This window comes from Streptomyces sp. NRRL WC-3626, from assembly GCF_000718785.1.
Lineage (GTDB): Bacteria > Actinomycetota > Actinomycetes > Streptomycetales > Streptomycetaceae > Streptomyces > Streptomyces edwardsiae.
This window is the reverse complement of sequence record NZ_JOCA01000008.1, coordinates 26,562-42,333: the sequence shown is the minus strand read 5'-3', so window position 1 is coordinate 42,333 and position 15,772 is coordinate 26,562. Positions and strand designations below refer to the sequence as shown.

At 71.0% G+C, this 15,772-nt stretch carries 14 protein-coding genes; 8 read left to right on the top strand and 6 right to left on the bottom strand.

All coding sequences use genetic code 11. The annotated features are described in order from the left end of the window. Nucleotides 1–3 precede the first annotated feature (3 nt). Nucleotides 4–2,196, bottom strand: a complete 2,193-nt coding sequence (locus IF28_RS0114445) for an OmpL47-type beta-barrel domain-containing protein (protein WP_030219114.1) — start codon at nt 2,194–2,196, stop codon at nt 4–6. Nucleotides 2,197–2,219: 23 nt separating this feature from the next. After that, a complete protein-coding gene (locus IF28_RS0114440; protein ID WP_030219111.1) occupies nt 2,220–4,649 on the bottom strand; it encodes a ThuA domain-containing protein in 2,430 nt (809 codons plus the stop codon). A gap of 282 nt (nt 4,650–4,931) precedes the next feature. On the opposite strand from IF28_RS0114440, the gene IF28_RS0114435 reads away from it, so the two are divergent. The 4 genes from IF28_RS0114435 to IF28_RS0114420 all read left to right on the top strand — a co-directional run bounded on the left by IF28_RS0114435 (nt 4,932) and on the right by IF28_RS0114420 (nt 8,329). Then, a complete protein-coding gene (locus tag IF28_RS0114435) occupies nt 4,932–5,918 on the top strand; it encodes a multicopper oxidase domain-containing protein (protein ID WP_030219108.1) in 987 nt (328 codons plus the stop codon). An 86-nt stretch (nt 5,919–6,004) separates the two neighbouring features. Next, complete coding sequence (locus tag IF28_RS0114430) at nt 6,005–7,012, top strand: LacI family DNA-binding transcriptional regulator (protein ID WP_030219105.1); 1,008 nt, start codon at nt 6,005–6,007, stop codon at nt 7,010–7,012. 155 nt (nt 7,013–7,167) lie between these two features. Next, complete coding sequence (locus tag IF28_RS0114425; RefSeq protein ID WP_030219102.1) at nt 7,168–7,962, top strand: VOC family protein; 795 nt, start codon at nt 7,168–7,170, stop codon at nt 7,960–7,962. Between the two features lie 121 nt (nt 7,963–8,083). Then, nucleotides 8,084–8,329 (top strand): WhiB family transcriptional regulator, encoded by a 246-nt coding sequence (locus IF28_RS0114420; RefSeq protein ID WP_030219100.1) that lies wholly within the window; start codon nt 8,084–8,086, stop codon nt 8,327–8,329. Here the strand turns inward: IF28_RS0114420 and IF28_RS0114415 are convergent, their stop codons facing one another. The 3 genes from IF28_RS0114415 to IF28_RS0114405 all read right to left on the bottom strand — a co-directional run bounded on the left by IF28_RS0114415 (nt 8,330) and on the right by IF28_RS0114405 (nt 12,052). Then, nucleotides 8,330–9,307, bottom strand: a complete 978-nt coding sequence (locus tag IF28_RS0114415) for an acyl-ACP desaturase (RefSeq protein ID WP_030219094.1) — start codon at nt 9,305–9,307, stop codon at nt 8,330–8,332. A gap of 201 nt (nt 9,308–9,508) precedes the next feature. Continuing rightward, complete coding sequence (gene ddaH / locus IF28_RS0114410) at nt 9,509–10,285, bottom strand: dimethylargininase (RefSeq protein WP_030219075.1); 777 nt, start codon at nt 10,283–10,285, stop codon at nt 9,509–9,511. Nucleotides 10,286–10,435: 150 nt separating this feature from the next. Next, on the bottom strand, nt 10,436–12,052 hold the full coding sequence (locus tag IF28_RS0114405; RefSeq protein ID WP_030219072.1) for an ABC-F family ATP-binding cassette domain-containing protein: 1,617 nt from the start codon (nt 12,050–12,052) through the stop codon (nt 10,436–10,438). A gap of 320 nt (nt 12,053–12,372) precedes the next feature. Between IF28_RS0114405 and IF28_RS0114395 the strand changes: the two genes are divergently transcribed. After that, nucleotides 12,373–12,984, top strand: coding sequence for a GOLPH3/VPS74 family protein (locus IF28_RS0114395; RefSeq protein WP_030219065.1), 612 nt, complete (start codon nt 12,373–12,375; stop codon nt 12,982–12,984). 210 nt (nt 12,985–13,194) lie between these two features. Here the strand turns inward: IF28_RS0114395 and IF28_RS0114390 are convergent, their stop codons facing one another. Next, a complete protein-coding gene (locus IF28_RS0114390) occupies nt 13,195–13,608 on the bottom strand; it encodes an SsgA family sporulation/cell division regulator (RefSeq protein ID WP_030219062.1) in 414 nt (137 codons plus the stop codon). Between the two features lie 263 nt (nt 13,609–13,871). Here IF28_RS0114390 and IF28_RS0114385 point away from each other — a divergent pair, with 263 nt between their 5' ends. Genes IF28_RS0114385 through IF28_RS0114375 form a run of 3 tightly spaced genes read left to right on the top strand, consistent with a single transcriptional unit; the run spans nt 13,872 to nt 15,722 of the window. Continuing rightward, entirely contained in the window at nt 13,872–14,195 is a 324-nt protein-coding gene (locus IF28_RS0114385) for a hypothetical protein (protein ID WP_030219057.1), read from the top strand. Nucleotides 14,196–14,255: 60 nt separating this feature from the next. Beyond that, nucleotides 14,256–14,948 carry an endonuclease V gene (locus IF28_RS0114380; protein WP_030219054.1) on the top strand — a complete coding sequence of 231 codons (693 nt, stop codon included), beginning with the start codon at nt 14,256–14,258 and terminating at the stop codon, nt 14,946–14,948. A gap of 48 nt (nt 14,949–14,996) precedes the next feature. Then, a complete protein-coding gene (locus IF28_RS0114375; RefSeq protein ID WP_234325171.1) occupies nt 14,997–15,722 on the top strand; it encodes a DsbA family protein in 726 nt (241 codons plus the stop codon). The last annotated feature ends 50 nt before the right edge of the window (nt 15,723–15,772 follow it).

Sequence of the window (15,772 nt, the reverse complement as noted above, 5' to 3'; positions counted from 1 at the left end):
CGCCTACAGCTCCTTGATCCGGACGTCCCGGAAGGAGACGACGTCCGTCGTGCTGTGCACCTGCAGTCCGACGTAACCGGAGGCGAACCGCCGCCCGTCCGTGCCCGGGTCGTCCGAGCGCGGCGGGGTGAAGTCCTGGCCGCCGATGTTGTCGAACTCGTTGATCAGCACACCGTTGCGGTAGACCGAGTAGTGCTGGTCCACCACCCGGATCTCGTAGTCGTTCCAGGTGCCCTTCTGCGTCACGCCCGCGCCGGCCAGACCGACCCGGTCGAAGCCGTAGACCGAGCCCGTCTTGTACATGTCGCCGGTGGGCGAGTCGAACACCTGCACCTCGTGCCCGTACTTGATGGCGACCCACTCCGGGTTCGGCTCCTCCGGGTGGTCGTGGACCTGCGGGAACCGCACGAACACACCGGAGTTGGCGTTGACGGTGCCCGGACCGTCGTCACGCCACTGCAGCTTCAGCGAGAAGTCGCCGTACTTGCGCTCGGGGAACCACAGCATGCCGAGGCCGCCCCGCGAGGTGCCGGAGGTGATCGAGCCGTCCGGGTTCAGCGCGAACGAACCGCCGCCCACGTGCTCCCACTTGCCGAACGACTCCTGGCTGCCGTCCAGGATCTTGCGGTAGCCGTCGGTCTGGCCGGGCTTGCCGATGCCGGACTGACGGGCCGCCTTGTTGATGGCCCGGTACTCCCGCTGGTCGACGACCCCTTCCTTCTTGAGCCTGTCCAGGACGGTCTTCACATGCTTGAGGAACAGCGCCTGGGAGGTCCACTCCTTCTCGTCCTCGATCAGCTCACCGATCCGGCACCGGCTGTTGGTGACCCGGTTCGGCACACCCGAGTCGACCGTGCCGACGATGACCGTCAACCGCTCGTCGTACTCCGGGCAGTTGGGCGCGGGCACCCCGCCGTCCGCGACCACCGTGAAGCTCACGGTGAGCGGCTCGGAGGTGTTGCCGGCCCGGTCGGTCGCCCGGTAGGCGACCGTGTGCCGGCCCGCCCGGTCGACCACCACGGGCGCGGTGTACGCCAGGTAGGGGCCGCCGTCGAGCGAGTACTCGACACCGGCGACACCGGAACCTCCGTGCCCGTCGTCGGCGGTGACGGTCACCTTGGCGTCACCGACGTAGGCGCCGTCGGAGTTCTTGGTGCCCTCCACGGTCACACCGGTCGCCGGCGGGGTGGTGTCCTGCGGGGGAGCGGCGACGACCGTGAACTGCACGCTCTTCGCCGCCGCCGCGTTGCCCGCCCTGTCGGTGGCCCGGTAGCGCACGGTGTGCGTGCCCACCTGATGCACCATCACCGGCCCGGTGTACGGCTGCCAGGCGCCGTCGGCGCCGATCGCGTACTCGATGGTGTTGACGCCGGTACCGGTGTCCGACGCGGTGACGGTGACCGTCGCCATGTCGATGTAGTCACCGGCGTCGTTCTTCTCACCGGCCACCGTCGCCGAGGTCTCCGGCGCGGTGGTGTCGTCCGACTGCGGCGCGGCCACGGTGAACTCGACGCTCTGCTCGGCCGATACGTTGCCCGCCTTGTCCAGCGCGCGGTAGCGCACCGTGTGCGTGCCGACCTGGTCGACGACGACCGGGGCGGTGTACGGCTGCCAGGCACCGTCGGCGCCGATCGCGTACTCGATCCGCTCCACGCCCGAACCCTCGTCGGTGGCGGCGAGCGCGACGCTCGCCGAACCGACGTACTCGCCGTCCGCGTTCTGCGAACCGGTCACCTTCGCCGTGGCCTCGGGCGCGGTGGTGTCCTCACCGCCGCCGCCCTCGGTCACCGTGAGGATGCCCTGCATCTCCCCGTGCCCCGGGATGGTGCAGTGGTAGAAGTAGCGGCCCGGGGTGAGCGTCACCTCGGCGGTGTGCTTCCCGCCCTGGGCGTCGGCCGGATTGGCCAGGATGTTCAGCTGGACGTCGTTGTTGAACTCCGGGTCGGAGGTCGCGAACGTCAACGTGTGCGGCATACCGGTGGTGTTGCCCGTCGCCGCGCTGTTCTCGAAGACGATCGTCGCCGCACCGGCCACCGCGGTCACCGGGGCGGACACATAGTCGGTGATGCTGTCACCGGCGGTCCAGGTGAGGACCTGCTCGGCCGCCGCGCCGGACGCGGACCGGGGGTCACCGGCCGCGGACGTCGTCTGCAGGCCGAGCATCATCAGCAGGGCGGCCAGCAGACCGGCCCACATTCTTCGTTGCCGTATCACTGGTTTCACTCGGCCTTCCTCGCCAGCTGACCGGCGGCCGGGGTCGGGCCGCCGCCCGTGTAGGTGACCCGCCACAGCGCGGACTTGGAGTCGGAGGTGAAGAAGCCCCGGCCGTAGTCGAGGACGTACAGCGAGCCGTCCGGGCCGAACTTCCAGCCCATCAGGTTCTTGATGCCGTCGTTGCCGACCGGCACGATCTTCTTCAGGGACTCCGAGTGCACCGGAAGACCGCCGTCTCCCTGCGTCTTCGGGTCCATCAGCACCGCGTTGCGCGGCTGGTCGGCGTCGTAGAAGTCACCGACGAACCACTTGCCGTCCCAGTACGCCGGCCACGTGACCTCACTGGCGCTGTCGGCGTCGTAGCGGTAGACCGGGCCGTTCATCGCGGCCTGCCCGCCGCCCTTCAGCCAGGGCAGCTTGTACGTGGCCTCACCCTGGACGTACGACGGGACGCCGTTCGCGTCGCGCGGGTAGTCCGGGCCGCCGCCCTGCGGCGAGTACCAGATGTTGTTGCCGGTCACCGGCGGCAGATTGACCAGACCGTCGTTGTTCGGCGACTCGTTCTTCGGGTGGTCGCAGTCGTACCAGCCCAGCGGCTTCGACGGGTCGGGCAGATTGCGGTCCCGGTAGGGCTGCTTGTTGCCCATGCAGTACGGCCAGCCGCGGTTGGACGCCTTGGTGATCACGGCGAACGTGTCGTACTTCGCCGGACCCCAGGTCGTCGACGGGGCGCCGGCGTCCGGGCCGACCCAGCCCGCGTACAGGGTGTCGGTCTGCTGGTCGACGGAGATGCGCGCGGGGTTGCGCACGCCCATCACATAGATCTCGCCGCGCGTCTTGCCGCCGCCCTCGGCGGTCTCCTCACCGGTGAACAGGTTTCCCTCGGGGAGGGTGTACGTGCCGTCCGGCTCGGGGTGGATGCGCAGGATCTTGCCGTTGAGGTTGTTGGTGTTGCCGGCGGTGCGGCGCGCGTCCGCGAAGGACACGCCCTTGAAGTTGGGCTGCGGGTTGTTGCCCGAGTAACCGTCGCTGAAGCCACTGGAGTTGTTGTCACCGGTGGCGATGTACAGGTTGCCCTTGGAGTCCCAGGCCAGCCCGCCGCCCGCGTGGCAGCAGCTGTGGATCTGCACCGGCCACTTCAGCAGCACCTTCTCGCCGGCCAGGTCCAGCTTGTTGGTGGCCGGGTCGAGCGTGAAGCGGGAGACTCGCCGCTCGGCCATGTGCGTGTCCCGGTTGATCTCCGAGTGCGGGGTGTAGTGCAGATACACCCACCCGTTCCGCTCGAACGCCGGGTCGAGTTCGATGCCGAGCAGGCCCTCCTCGACCTTGCGCAGCTCGTCGCCGCCGCCCTTGTTGCCGAAGACGGTGAGCGCCCCGGCGAGGGTCACCTTCTTCGTCTTCGGGTCGTAGACGTGGACCTCGCCCCTGCCCTTGCCGATGTCCGGGTCGTTCCAGTCGGTCACCACGGGCTGCGAGGCGTCGGCGCCGCCCCGGCCGATGTACAGCACCCGGCCGTCGGGCGCCGCCACCAGGCCGTGCGGCTCGCCGATCTGGTCGTTCCGGCCCGGCTGGTTGGGCTGGGTCAGCCGCTCCGCCTTGTAGTTGCCGGTGATGGCCGCCTTGCAGTCGGCCCGCACCAGCCGGGTGGTCCACAGCAGCGCGCCGCGCAGATGGTCGCGGAAGTCGGTCTCGTCGTACGACGACACCGTGCCGCCCATCCCGGTGTAGAAGGACCGGCCGCCGTCGTAGTCACGGCACCAGCTGACCGGGTGGTCCCAGCCGTTGGCGCTCGCACCGGGCTCGTACGTCGACTCGCGGACCCTGGCGACCGTGTGCACGTCGCCGGACGGGTTCTTCACCCAGTTGAGCCACTTGTCGGGCCGCTTCCACTGCTGCGGCAGGCTCTTGGCCGCCGGATGCGTCCGGTCGCCGACCTCGACGGTCGCCCGCTGCACCGTGCCGGGGCTGGAGGCGGCCGGGCGGGCGCCGATCAGACCGGTGAACCAGTCCGAGTACGGCTCCGCGCGGGCGGCGTCGTGCAGACCGACGAAACCGCCGCCGGCCTCCATGTACGCCTCGAGGCCCGCCTCCTGGTCCGGGTCGAGGACGTCCCCGCCGCCGGTCAGGAACACGATGGAGTTGAACCGGCCCAGCTTGGTCTCGTTGGTGAAGACCGAGGCGTCGTCCGTGGCGGTGACCTTGAACCGCTGGTTCTCCGGACCGGACAGCCCGATCCTCTCGATCGCCGCGATCCCGGCGTTCACGAGCGGTGACTCGTCGCCGGCGGCCGCGGAGCCGTAGAACAGCAGCACACGTACGTTCGCGCCGCCCGGGGGCGACTTGATGGACATCGTTGTCAGGGACGGTTCCGGGGCCGTACGCGCGCTGGCGGCGGGACCCGACAGCAGTCCGGCGGCGACGACACCGGCGGTCACGGTGGCCGCCCAGGCGCGTCGTCTCGTTCTCGTCCTTCGTGCGCTCGTGGTGCTTCTCGTGCTCAACCCTCTTGAGCGCATGGGTTCTTGATGCGATGTGGACCGCACGTGGCCACCCACCCCTCCTCGGTCGCAGCAACAGCGTCAAGGAAGCTAGACCCCTTTGCGCCACACGCCAATACCTATCGCAGAGATGACACGAACTTTGTCCTGAGTGTGGATAAACGAGGGGCCGGCCGCTACGGTTTCACAGGTTCATGACAGCCACGTGGGGAGTTCGGCATGGACAGACGCGGTTTCAACCGGCGCGTACTGCTGGGCGGCGCTGCCGTCGCGACATCGTTGTCCATCGCGCCCGAGGCCGTGAGCGCGGCCACACCGGCGAAGACCGCGCCCGCCGGGGGCGAGGTGCGGCGCATCAAGCTGTACGCCGAGCGGCTCGCCGGCGGACAGATGGGCTACGGCCTCGAGAAGGGCAAGGCGTCCATCCCCGGCCCGCTGATCGAGCTCAACGAAGGCGACACCCTGCACGTCGAGTTCGAGAACACCATGGACGTGCCCGTGAGCCTGCACGTCCACGGGCTGGACTACGAGATCTCCAGCGACGGCACCCAGCAGAACAAGAGCGACGTCCCGCCCGGCGGCACCCGCACCTACACCTGGCGCACCCACAAGCCCGGCCGCCGCTCCGACGGCACCTGGCGGTCGGGCAGCGCGGGCTACTGGCACTACCACGACCACGTGGTCGGCACGGTGCACGGCACCGGCGGCATCCGCAACGGGCTGTACGGGCCGGTGATCGTGCGCCGCAAGGGCGATGTGCTGCCGGACGCGACCCACACCATCGTCTTCAACGACATGTCGATCAACAACAAGCCGGCGCACACCGGGCCGGACTTCGAGGCCACGGTGGGGGATCGCGTCGAGATCGTCATGATCACGCACGGCGAGTTCTACCACACCTTCCATATGCACGGTCACCGCTGGGCCGACAACCGCACCGGCATGCTCACCGGGCCCGACGACCCCAGCCAGGTCATCGACACCAAGATCTGCGGCCCCGCCGACTCCTTCGGCTTCCAGATCATCGCCGGGGAGGGTGTCGGAGCGGGCGCCTGGATGTACCACTGCCATGTCCAGAGTCACTCCGACATGGGCATGGTCGGTCTGTTCCTGGTGAAGAAGCCGGACGGTACGATCCCGGGCTACGACCCCCACGAACACGCGCACGGGGCGGCCGCCGAGGAGACCCACGAGCACGGGCACTGACGCACCGGACGTTGATCCGAGAGCGCTCTCGCCCGTGGCGGGGCGGGGCTATCCTTGCCCGCAGCCGCAGGTGAGGAGCCCCGACAGTGACCGACACAGTGCCGCGCCCCACCCTGGAGGCCGTGGCCGCGCGGGCCGGGGTCTCCCGGGCCACGGTCTCCCGCGTGGTCAACGGCTCGGACGGGGTGCGCGAACCCCTGGCCGAGCGGGTGAGGCGGGCGGTGGACGAACTCGGGTACGTGCCGAACCAGGCGGCCCGCAGCCTGGTGACCAAGCGGCACGACGCCATCGCGGTCATCGTGGCCGAACCGGAGACCAGGGTCTTCGCCGACCCCTTCTTCGCCCGGCAGCTGCGCGGCATCAGCAAGGAACTGACGGCCCACGACAACCAGCTGGTCCTGCTGCTCACCGAGGACCGCGACGACCACGCGCGCGTCGGCCGCTACCTCGCGGGCGGGCATGTCGACGGCGCTCTGGTGTTCTCCCTGCACATCGACGACCCGCTGCCCCAGCTGATCCAGCGGGCCGGTCTGCCCACCGTGTACGGCGGCCGCCCCGACTGGAACGGCGGCCAGGGCGGCGTGGCCTACGTCGACAGCGACAACCGGGGCGGCGCGCGTGACGCCGTACGGCATCTGCTCGGCCTCGGCCGCGAGCGCCTCGCGCACATCACCGGCGCGCTGGATCAGACGGCGGCGGTGGACCGGCTGGACGGGTTCCGGGACGTCATGGGGGACGCGGATCCCCTGCTGGTCGCGGAGGGGGACTTCACGCCGGGCGGGGGTGAGCGGGCGATGCGGCTGCTTCTTGAGCGGTGCCCGTCGCTGGACGCGGTGTTCGCGGCGAACGATCTGATGGCGGCGGGGGCGCTGCGGGTGCTGCGTGAGCATGGGCGGCGGGTGCCGGACGACGTGGCGGTCGTGGGCTTCGACGATATGCTGCCGGTCGCGGAACAGACGGATCCGCCGTTGACGACGGTCCGTCAGGACATAGAGGAGATGGGCCGGCTGATGGCCCGGCGCCTGCTGGACGACGGCGCCGAGCCGGACGGTCTGATCCTCCCGACGATGCTGGTGCGACGGGCGTCGGCGTGACCTGGACCCCCCGCTCCGCAAACGCCGGAGGGGCTGCATCAGCCCCTCCGGCGTTTGAGGAGCGGGGGTCCGGGGGCAGCGCCCCCGGGGGACGGGAAGGGTCGGCGGGGGCGAGCAAACCCCACACGTGGAAGACTCGGCAGGGAGGAGGCACCATGCTCACCACCCACTTCACCGACGGCGCCCCCAACTGGATCGACGTCGGCACCGCCGACATGGAAGGCGCCGCCCACTTCTACGGCACCCTCTTCGGCTGGGAGTTCGCCTCCGCCGGCCCCGACGCCGGAGGCTACGGCTTCTTCCGGCTCGCCGACCGCATCGTCGCCGGCGGCATGCGGACCACCCCCGAACAGGGCCCACCCGCCTGGACCGTCTACTTCCGGACCCCCGACGCCGACGCCACCGCCGAGGCCGCCCGACAGGCCCACGGCAGCGCCCCCGTCCCACCCGTGGACGTCATGCGACAGGGCCGCATGGCGATCCTCGCCGACCAGACCGGCGTCCCCTTCGGCATCTGGCAGCCCGCGCAGCGCGAGGGCCTCGAAGCGGCCGGCGAGGCCGGCTCGCTCTGCTGGGTCGAGCTCTACACCCCGGACATCGCCCGCGCCGCCGCGTTCTACCGTTCCGTCCTCGGCTGGGAGACCTCGGCGGTGACCTTCCCCGGCGGCGTCTACACCTCCGTCAACCCCGCCGGGACGGGCGAGGACGGCATGTTCGGCGGACTGGTCCCGCCGGCCGACGACCTCACCGGGCCGGAGTCCGGCGAGCCCCACTGGCTGCCGTACTTCGGGGTGGACGACACGGACGCCGTCGTCGCCAGGGCCGTGGAACTGGGCGGCCGGGTGCGCCTGCCCGCCACGTCCCTCGCAGGCGTCGGCAGGCTGGCCCGCCTGGAGGACCCGTACGGCGCACGGTTCGCCGTCATCAAGGGCGACCCGCGCCAGACGTGAACGACCCGGCGCGCCGCCGTGCGCGCCGGGTGCCCCGCCGACATCATCAAGCGGTCACGCGAACCCCCGCGTTGATCCCGCGTTGAGCGAACGTTTTTCGCCGCCCGGCACGCTTTTGGACATGCACACCGAAACGTTCCCGTCGCCCGACCTCGCCTGGCAGGAGGAGGCGCTGTGCGCGCAGACCGGGGGAGACTTCTTCTTCCCCGAGCCGGGCAGCTCGGTCCGTGACGCCAAGCGGATCTGCGGCCTGTGCCCGATCCGCGCGACGTGCCTCGAGTACGCCCTCTCGCACGACATGCGGTTCGGCGTCTGGGGCGGCATGTCCGAGAAGGAACGCCTGGAACTGCGGCGAACCGGCCGCTGACTAGGCGTGCTGCGCGCGGGCCGCCATTCGGGCCTTGCGGGCCGCCAGCTTCTCGTCGAACTTCGACGCCTCCGCGTCCAGGCCGCCCATGAAGAGGCCCAGCTCCTCCTGCGCCTTGAGCCCCTCGGGGCCCAGCCCGTCGATCTCCATGATCTTCAGGAAGCGCAGCACCGGCTGGAGCACGTCGTCGTGGTGGATGCGCATGTTGTACACCTCGCCGATGGCCATCTGCGCGGCCGCCCGCTCGAACCCGGGAATCCCGTGTCCGGGCATCCGGAAGTTCACCACGACATCGCGCACCGCCTGCATCGTGAGGTCCGGGGCGAGTTCGAACGCCGCCTTCAGCAGGTTGCGGTAGAAGACCATGTGCAGGTTCTCGTCGGTCGCGATGCGTGCCAGCATGCGGTCGCAGACCGGGTCACCGGACTGGTGGCCGGTGTTGCGGTGCGAGATGCGGGTGGCCAGCTCCTGGAAGGCGACGTAGGCGATCGAGTGCAGCATCGAGTGCCGGTTGTCCGACTCGAAGCCCTCGCTCATGTGCGACATGCGGAACTGCTCCAGCTTGTCCGGATCCACCGCCCGCGAGGCGAGCAGGTAGTCCCGCATCACGATGCCGTGCCGGCCCTCCTCGGCCGTCCAGCGGTGCACCCAGGTGCCCCAGGCGCCCTCCCGGCCGAACAGCGTGGCGATCTCGTGGTGGTAGCTGGGGAGGTTGTCCTCGGTCAGCAGGTTGACCACCAGGGCGATCTTGCCGACCTCGGTGACCTTCGACTGCTCCTTGTCCCAGGCCTCGCCGTCCTCGAAGAAGCCCGGGAAGTTGCGTCCGTCGCTCCACGGCACGTACTCGTGCGGCATCCAGTCCTTGGTGACCTTCAGATGCCGGTTGAGCTCCTTCTCGACCACTTCCTCCAGCGCGTACAACAGCCGGGCGTCGGTCCAGACCGAAGGGCTGCCCAGGTGGGGAGAAGTGAGCGACACGGGTGACTCCAGGGGACGGGAGAATACGGAAGTACCGGCGAGCGGACCGGGAACCTACGGCATCGTAGGCTACGAGTCCGTAGGTTACGTAGCCGTAGGTTAAGAGTGCCGTAAAGACCCCTGATCAGCGGGGTCCCCGAAGCGCCGCCCGGGGGTGCGGAGCCGCAGGTGGCTGCGCCGTACGGGTGAAGGTGCGGGCTGTCAGGCGTACAGCTCCCGCAGCCGGACCGAGAGGCACGTGACACAGCCCTCGAGTTTCTCGAACTCCCCGATGTCCACCAGGACCGGCTCGTAGCCGAGGTCCGCGAGCAACTCCGCCGTCTTCGGCGCGCTCGCCGCCATCAGCAGCCTGTCCCCGCCGAGCAGCACCACATGCGCCCCGGACGGCTCCGGCACCGGAAGGAAGCGGGGGAAGAGCGCCGGCGCGTCCATGTTCGGCACATGCCCGATGGCCGTCCCGCCGGGCAGCGTCGTGACGGCCGACTTCAGATGCGGCACCTTGGTGACCGGTACGGCGACCACCCGCGCCCCCAGCGGCTCGAACGCGGCCCGCACCTGCCGCACCCCGGCCGCGTTGGTCCGCCCGCCCCGGCCGACGTAGACCGTGTCGCCGGTCCTCAGCACATCGCCGCCGTCCAGCGTGCCCGGCTCCCAGACCCAGTTCACCGAGCAGCCGAGCGACGCCACGGCCTCCTCGACGCCGAGGGTCTCCGCGCGGCGGGACTCGGCGCCGGAGCGGGCGATCAGCGCCACGTTCCGGTACATCACCACCGTGTCCTCGACGAACACGGAGTCCGGGCAGTCGTCGGCCGGGTCGACCTCGATCGTCTCCCAGCCGTGGGCGCGCAGTGTCTCCGTGTACGCCTCCCACTGCTCCACCGCCCGGTCCACGTCGACGCCTTCCCGTTCGATGTGCGTCACCAGCCCCTCGGCCAGACGGGGGGAGGGGCGGCGGACGAGGGCCTTCTTGCTGGGCACGAGGGGGACTCCGCATCGGACGGGACGTGTGGGGGCGCGGCCGGGCCGGGGGAGGCCCCCGGGTGCCGGCCCAGCCATCATGCAGGGCCGGTGCGGGCCGGACCACCCCGGGCGGCGAGAACCCGTACCGCTGGTAACCGTCCCGGCCGCCTACTCGACGTCCTCCGGATCGATCTCCTTCAGCTCCCCCTCCTCCATCAGCAGCCATCGGGTGATCCCGATGGACTCCAGGAACGGCAGATCGTGACTGGCCACGACCAGGGCTCCCTCGTACGACTCCAGCGCCGAGGTCAGCTGCCGGACGCTCGCCATGTCGAGGTTGTTGGTCGGCTCGTCCAGCATCAGCAGCTGCGGCGCGGGCTCCGCCAGCATCAGCGCGGCCAGGGCCGCCCGGAAGCGTTCGCCGCCGGAGAGCGTCGCCGCCTTCTGGTCGGCGCGGGCGCCCCGGAACAGGAAGCGGGCGAGCCGGGCCCGCACCCGGTTGTTGGTGGCGGCCGGCGCGAACCGGGCCACGTTCTCGGCGACGCTCAGCTCCGGGTCGAGGACGTCCAGCCGCTGCGGCAGGAACCGCAGGGGCACATGGGCGCGCACCTCGCCGGAGACGGGCTCCAGCTCCCCGGCGACCGTGCGCAGCAACGTCGTCTTGCCCGCGCCGTTGCGCCCGATCAGCGCCACCCGCTCCGGGCCGCGCAGATCGAGACCGCCCTTCACCCGGGCGCCGTACGCCGGCTCCAGGTCCATGAGCGTGAGGACGCTCCGGCCCGGCGGTACGGCCGTGTACGGCAGGTCGACGCGGATCTCGTCGTCGTCCCGTACGGCGTCCACCGCGTCGTCGAGCCGTTCCCTGGCCTCGGCGAGCTTCTCCTCGTGCATGATGCGGTGCTTGCCCGCGGACTCCTGTGCCGCGCGCTTGCGCGCCCCCATGACGATCTTCGGCTCGCGCTTCTGCTCGAACATCTTCTGTCCGTACCGCTTGCGGCGGGCCAGTTTGACCTGGGCGTCGACCAGTTCGCGCTTCTGCTTGCGGAAGTCCGCCTCGGCGACGCGCACCATGCGCTCGGCGGCCTCCTGTTCGACCGCGAGCGCCTCCTGGTACGCCGAGAAGGCGCCGCCGTACCAGGTCACCTCCCCGGAGCGCAGGTCCGCGATCTGGTCGACGAGTTCCAGCAGTTGACGGTCGTGACTGACCACGACCATGACGCCGGGCCAGCCCGCGACGGCCGTGTAGAGCCGCTTGCGCGCGTACACGTCGAGGTTGTTCGTGGGCTCGTCGAGCAGCAGCACGTCCGGGCGGCGCAGCAGCAGCGCGGCCAGCCGCAGCAGCACCGACTCGCCGCCGGACACCTCGCCCACGGTGCGATCGAGGCCGATGTGGCCGAGTCCGAGTTCGCCGAGCGTGGCCAGGGCGCGTTCTTCCACGTCCCAGTCGTCGCCGACGGTCTCGAAGTGCTGCTCGGCCACGTCGCCGGCCTCGATGGCGTGCAGCGCCGCCCGGTGTGCGGCGATGCCGAGCGCCTCGTCGACCCGCAGGGCGGTGTCGAGCGTCACGTTCTGCGGCAGGTAACCGACCTCGCCGGCGACCCGGACGGCGCCGTCGGCCGGGCGCAGCTCGCCGGCGATCAACTTGAGCAGGGTCGACTTGCCGGACCCGTTGACGCCGACGAGCCCGGTACGGCCGGGGCCGAAGGCGGCGTCGAGGCCCTCGAAGACGGTGGTGCCGTCGGGCCAGGTGAAGGCGAGGGACGTACAGGTGATGGATGGTGACATGCGGGCCTCCGCGGTTGCTCGGGGCGATCAGGGGCAAACGCGTATCGAGACACCGCGGGCACGAGGACCGGCAGCCGGGAGGGAAGGCCTGGGCATGGAAGGAGCCCTGTTCCGCAAGGACCGCAAGGACGGCTCGAACGCCGAGGTCGCACGCGACGTACACACACCTGTGGTGTGACGCGGTGTCTCAGAACCTCAGACGAGCAACGTCCTTCTCCATTCGACGGCAACAGGACCGCTGAACACGGTAGGAGTGCCCCGAAGGGCTGTCAACGGAGTTTCGGAGCACCACGTCATCGTCATCGTCCCGAGGAGGCCCCGTGCCCGACGGTCCGCTCTCGCTGCCGGCCCGCCTGTGTCTGCTGGCCTGGGACGCCGACCCGTCCCGGCAGGCCCCCGTGGTGCGGGCCGGGGCCCTCGCCGCACTGGCCCGTCGGGGACTGCTGGCCGACGACGACGGCATCGCCACACCGCTGGACCTCGACTCCCGCACCGGGGACGCGGTCCTCGACGGGCTTCTCGAACTGGTCACCGAGTCCCGCCCGCACCGCTGGCGCGTCTGGGTGACCCTGCACGCGCGGTACACCCTGGACGCGGTCCGGGAGCAGCTGGTCGCCGAAGGCCTGCTCCGCGCGGAGAAACACCGGGTCCTCGGACTGTTCCCGTCGGTGGAACACGTGCTGTCCGACGCCCGCCGGTTCCGCTCCCTGCGCCGGGAAGCGGGGGACGTCCTCGCCGGCCCGCCCGAGACGGTCCCCGAACCGACGGCGACCACCCTCACCCTGGCCCTGGCGGCAGGCCTGCTGCCACCCCCGTCGCCCTCCCGCGCCGAGGCCCTGGCCCACCGTGCCACGACGGTGTCACCCGCCTACGAGGCGATCCTCCAAGAACTCCGCGCAGCCCTGACGGCTACCACCCTCTCCGGCGTCTGAGGAACAGCGCGTTCCAGCCCCTCCGGGTCTTTCCGGCCCCTCCGGCGTTTGAGGAGCGGGGTCTGGGGCGGAGCCCCAGGTTCGGGACGGGAAGGGGCGGCGGGGGCGAGAAAGCACCCGCGCGACCCGTCGCCGCGCCCGCGCGGGAGTGCCGGTCCCGGGGCCGTCCACCCGGGACCGTGGAGCGGGCCGCCGCCGCGAGGCGACCGTTCACGCGTCGCGCATCAGTTCCGCCAGTTCGTGGTCGAGGTCGAGGCGGAGGTGCTCCAGGCCCGCCGGCACCAACTCGCCGGTGGCCTCCAGGAAGCGGCGCAGCTCACCCGAGCGGACGTGCACGACGGCGGTCCCCTCCGGGGCGTGGAACTCCAGCACGGTGCGGTCGTAGCCGTACGGCCGCACGCGCACGTCGCCGTCGCCCTCGGGTTCCTCCATCCCCGCGGCGAGCAGCTCGCGCGCGAAGGTCCAGCAGACCTCGACACCCTCGAGGGTGGCGGGCGCGGGGAAGGTCATGTGGACGGCGAACGGGTCGTCGCGGTCGTACAGCAGAGTGGCGGGAATGCTCGGCATCCGCGGCGCTGCGGCGACGAGACGGGCCTCGACGGTCTGCTCGATGACGATGGACAACGCCTTGCTCCCTCGTGACGGCTGGACGGGCTTTCCGGGGCGGAACGGATCGGCTACTTGTAGAGACGACGGAATCAGCCATTCCGTGCACACGAAAGGCGAGTGACCTCTGTCACCGCCTTCATGCACCCGCGTGACACGACTCTCCTCGCGTGCCTCGCGTGCCTCGCGTGCCTCGCGGGGCGCCGGCCCGCGGCATGGCCCCGCCCACGCGGGTACCCGTCCGCCGTACGCCGGCCGTACACGACAGGATGGGAGCGGACATGCCACGCGGGTCGAGCGCCAGGCGGGAGCGTCAGTACGAGCACATCAAGGAGAGCGCCGAGGACCGGGGGGAGAGCACCGGACGGGCCGAGGAGATCGCGGCCCGGACCGTGAACAAGGAGCGCGCCAGGGCCGGCGAGTCGAAGACGGCCAGCCGTACCTCCACCGAGGACATGTCGTCCGGCAGGCGGGGCGGCCTGCGGTCCGGGAAGGGCTCCCAGGGCCCCACCCGCGACCAGCTGTACGAGGAGGCCAGGAAGCGCGGCGTGGAGGGCCGTTCGAACATGAACAAGAGCCAGCTCCGGCGGGCGCTCGGCAAGTGAGCCCCCTCCGCCGGGCACCCTCCGCGCGAGGCGCGTCCGCCGCGTAGGCTCGGCGGCACCATGACGACCGTAAGCACACCGGCCGGCTGGCCCGTGACCGAGGAAGCCGCCCGCGCCGTCCAGGACGGGTTGCGCACACGCGTGGTGCTCGACGAACCGGGCCCGCCGACCGGCACGGGCCACGTCACCGGCGTCGACGTGGCGTACGACGACGAACGCGACGTCGTCGCCGCGGCGGCCGTCGTCCTGGACGCGGCGACCCTCGACGTCGTCGCCGAGTCCACGGCCGTCGGACGTGTCTCCTTCCCGTACGTCCCCGGCCTGCTCGCCTTCCGTGAGATTCCCACCGTGCTGGCGGCCCTCGGCGCCCTGCCGTGCCCGCCCGGCCTCGTGGTCTGCGACGGCTACGGCCTCGCCCACCCCCGCCGCTTCGGCCTGGCCAGCCACCTCGGCGTCCTCACCGGACTGCCGACGATCGGCGTCGCCAAGAACCCCTTCACCTTCACCCACGACGACCCCGGCACCCCGCGCGGCAGCACGTCACCCCTGCTCGCCGGCGACGAGGAGGTGGGGCGCGCCCTGCGCACCAGGGACGCCGTCAAGCCGGTCTTCGTCTCGGTCGGCCACCGTGTGAGCCTGGACAACGCCTGCGCCCACACCCTCGCCCTGACCCCCGCCTACCGCCTCCCGGAGACCACCCGCCGCGCGGACGCCCTCTGCCGCCGCGCACTGCGCGAGGCCGCCGTGCTGTGAGCCCTCGTCGATGATCTAGAGTCACGCTGTTTCCGGGGAGGGGATGACGTGACGCGTGGGGGAAGAGCGGCCGTGCTGTGCGCCGTGGCGGTACTGGTCCTGGTGGGCTGCGGTCAGCGTGCGGGACAGACCGAGTACGACGGCATGGGGGACCTGCCGGAGAAACTGGGTGCGGACGGCACGACCGTCCACGTGGGCGATCCGGATGCCAGGACGGTCGTGCATCTGTACGAGGACCCGCGGTGCCCGTACTGCCGTGACTTCGAGGTCGACGGCGGCGGCCCCGTACTCGGCGAGGCGCTGCTCGGCCGGGAGGTGAGGGCGCAGTACACCCTCGCCTCCTTCCTGGACGACCGCGTCGGCGGCAGCGGCTCCAAGAAGGCCGTCAACGCGCTGCGCGCCGCGCTGGCCGAGGGCAAGTTCGTGGAGTACCACGAGGTGCTCTACGCCAACCAGCCCGAGGAGTCGGTCGACGGCTACACCGACGACCGCCTGCTGGAACTGGCGGGCGAGGTCGAAGGGCTGCGCGGCCCCGCGTTCGACAAGGCCGTCACGACCATGAAGTACCGCTCCTTCGTCACCGCCTCGGAGAAGGCGTACGAGCGGGCCGGCGGAGCGGAGGAACCCGAGGGCCCCGGCACCCCGACCGCGGTCGTCAACGACAAGCGGATTCCGCTGGAGTACAGCGGCGTCCTCTACGAGGGCGAGCCGTTCGGCCGGCTGCTGAGCGAGATCGACGCGGACCCGCAGGGCTGGGAGGACTTCCGGTTCTGATCCGTACGGCACTCGGTCCCGGACCGAGTGCCGTACGGATGTCCGGCCGC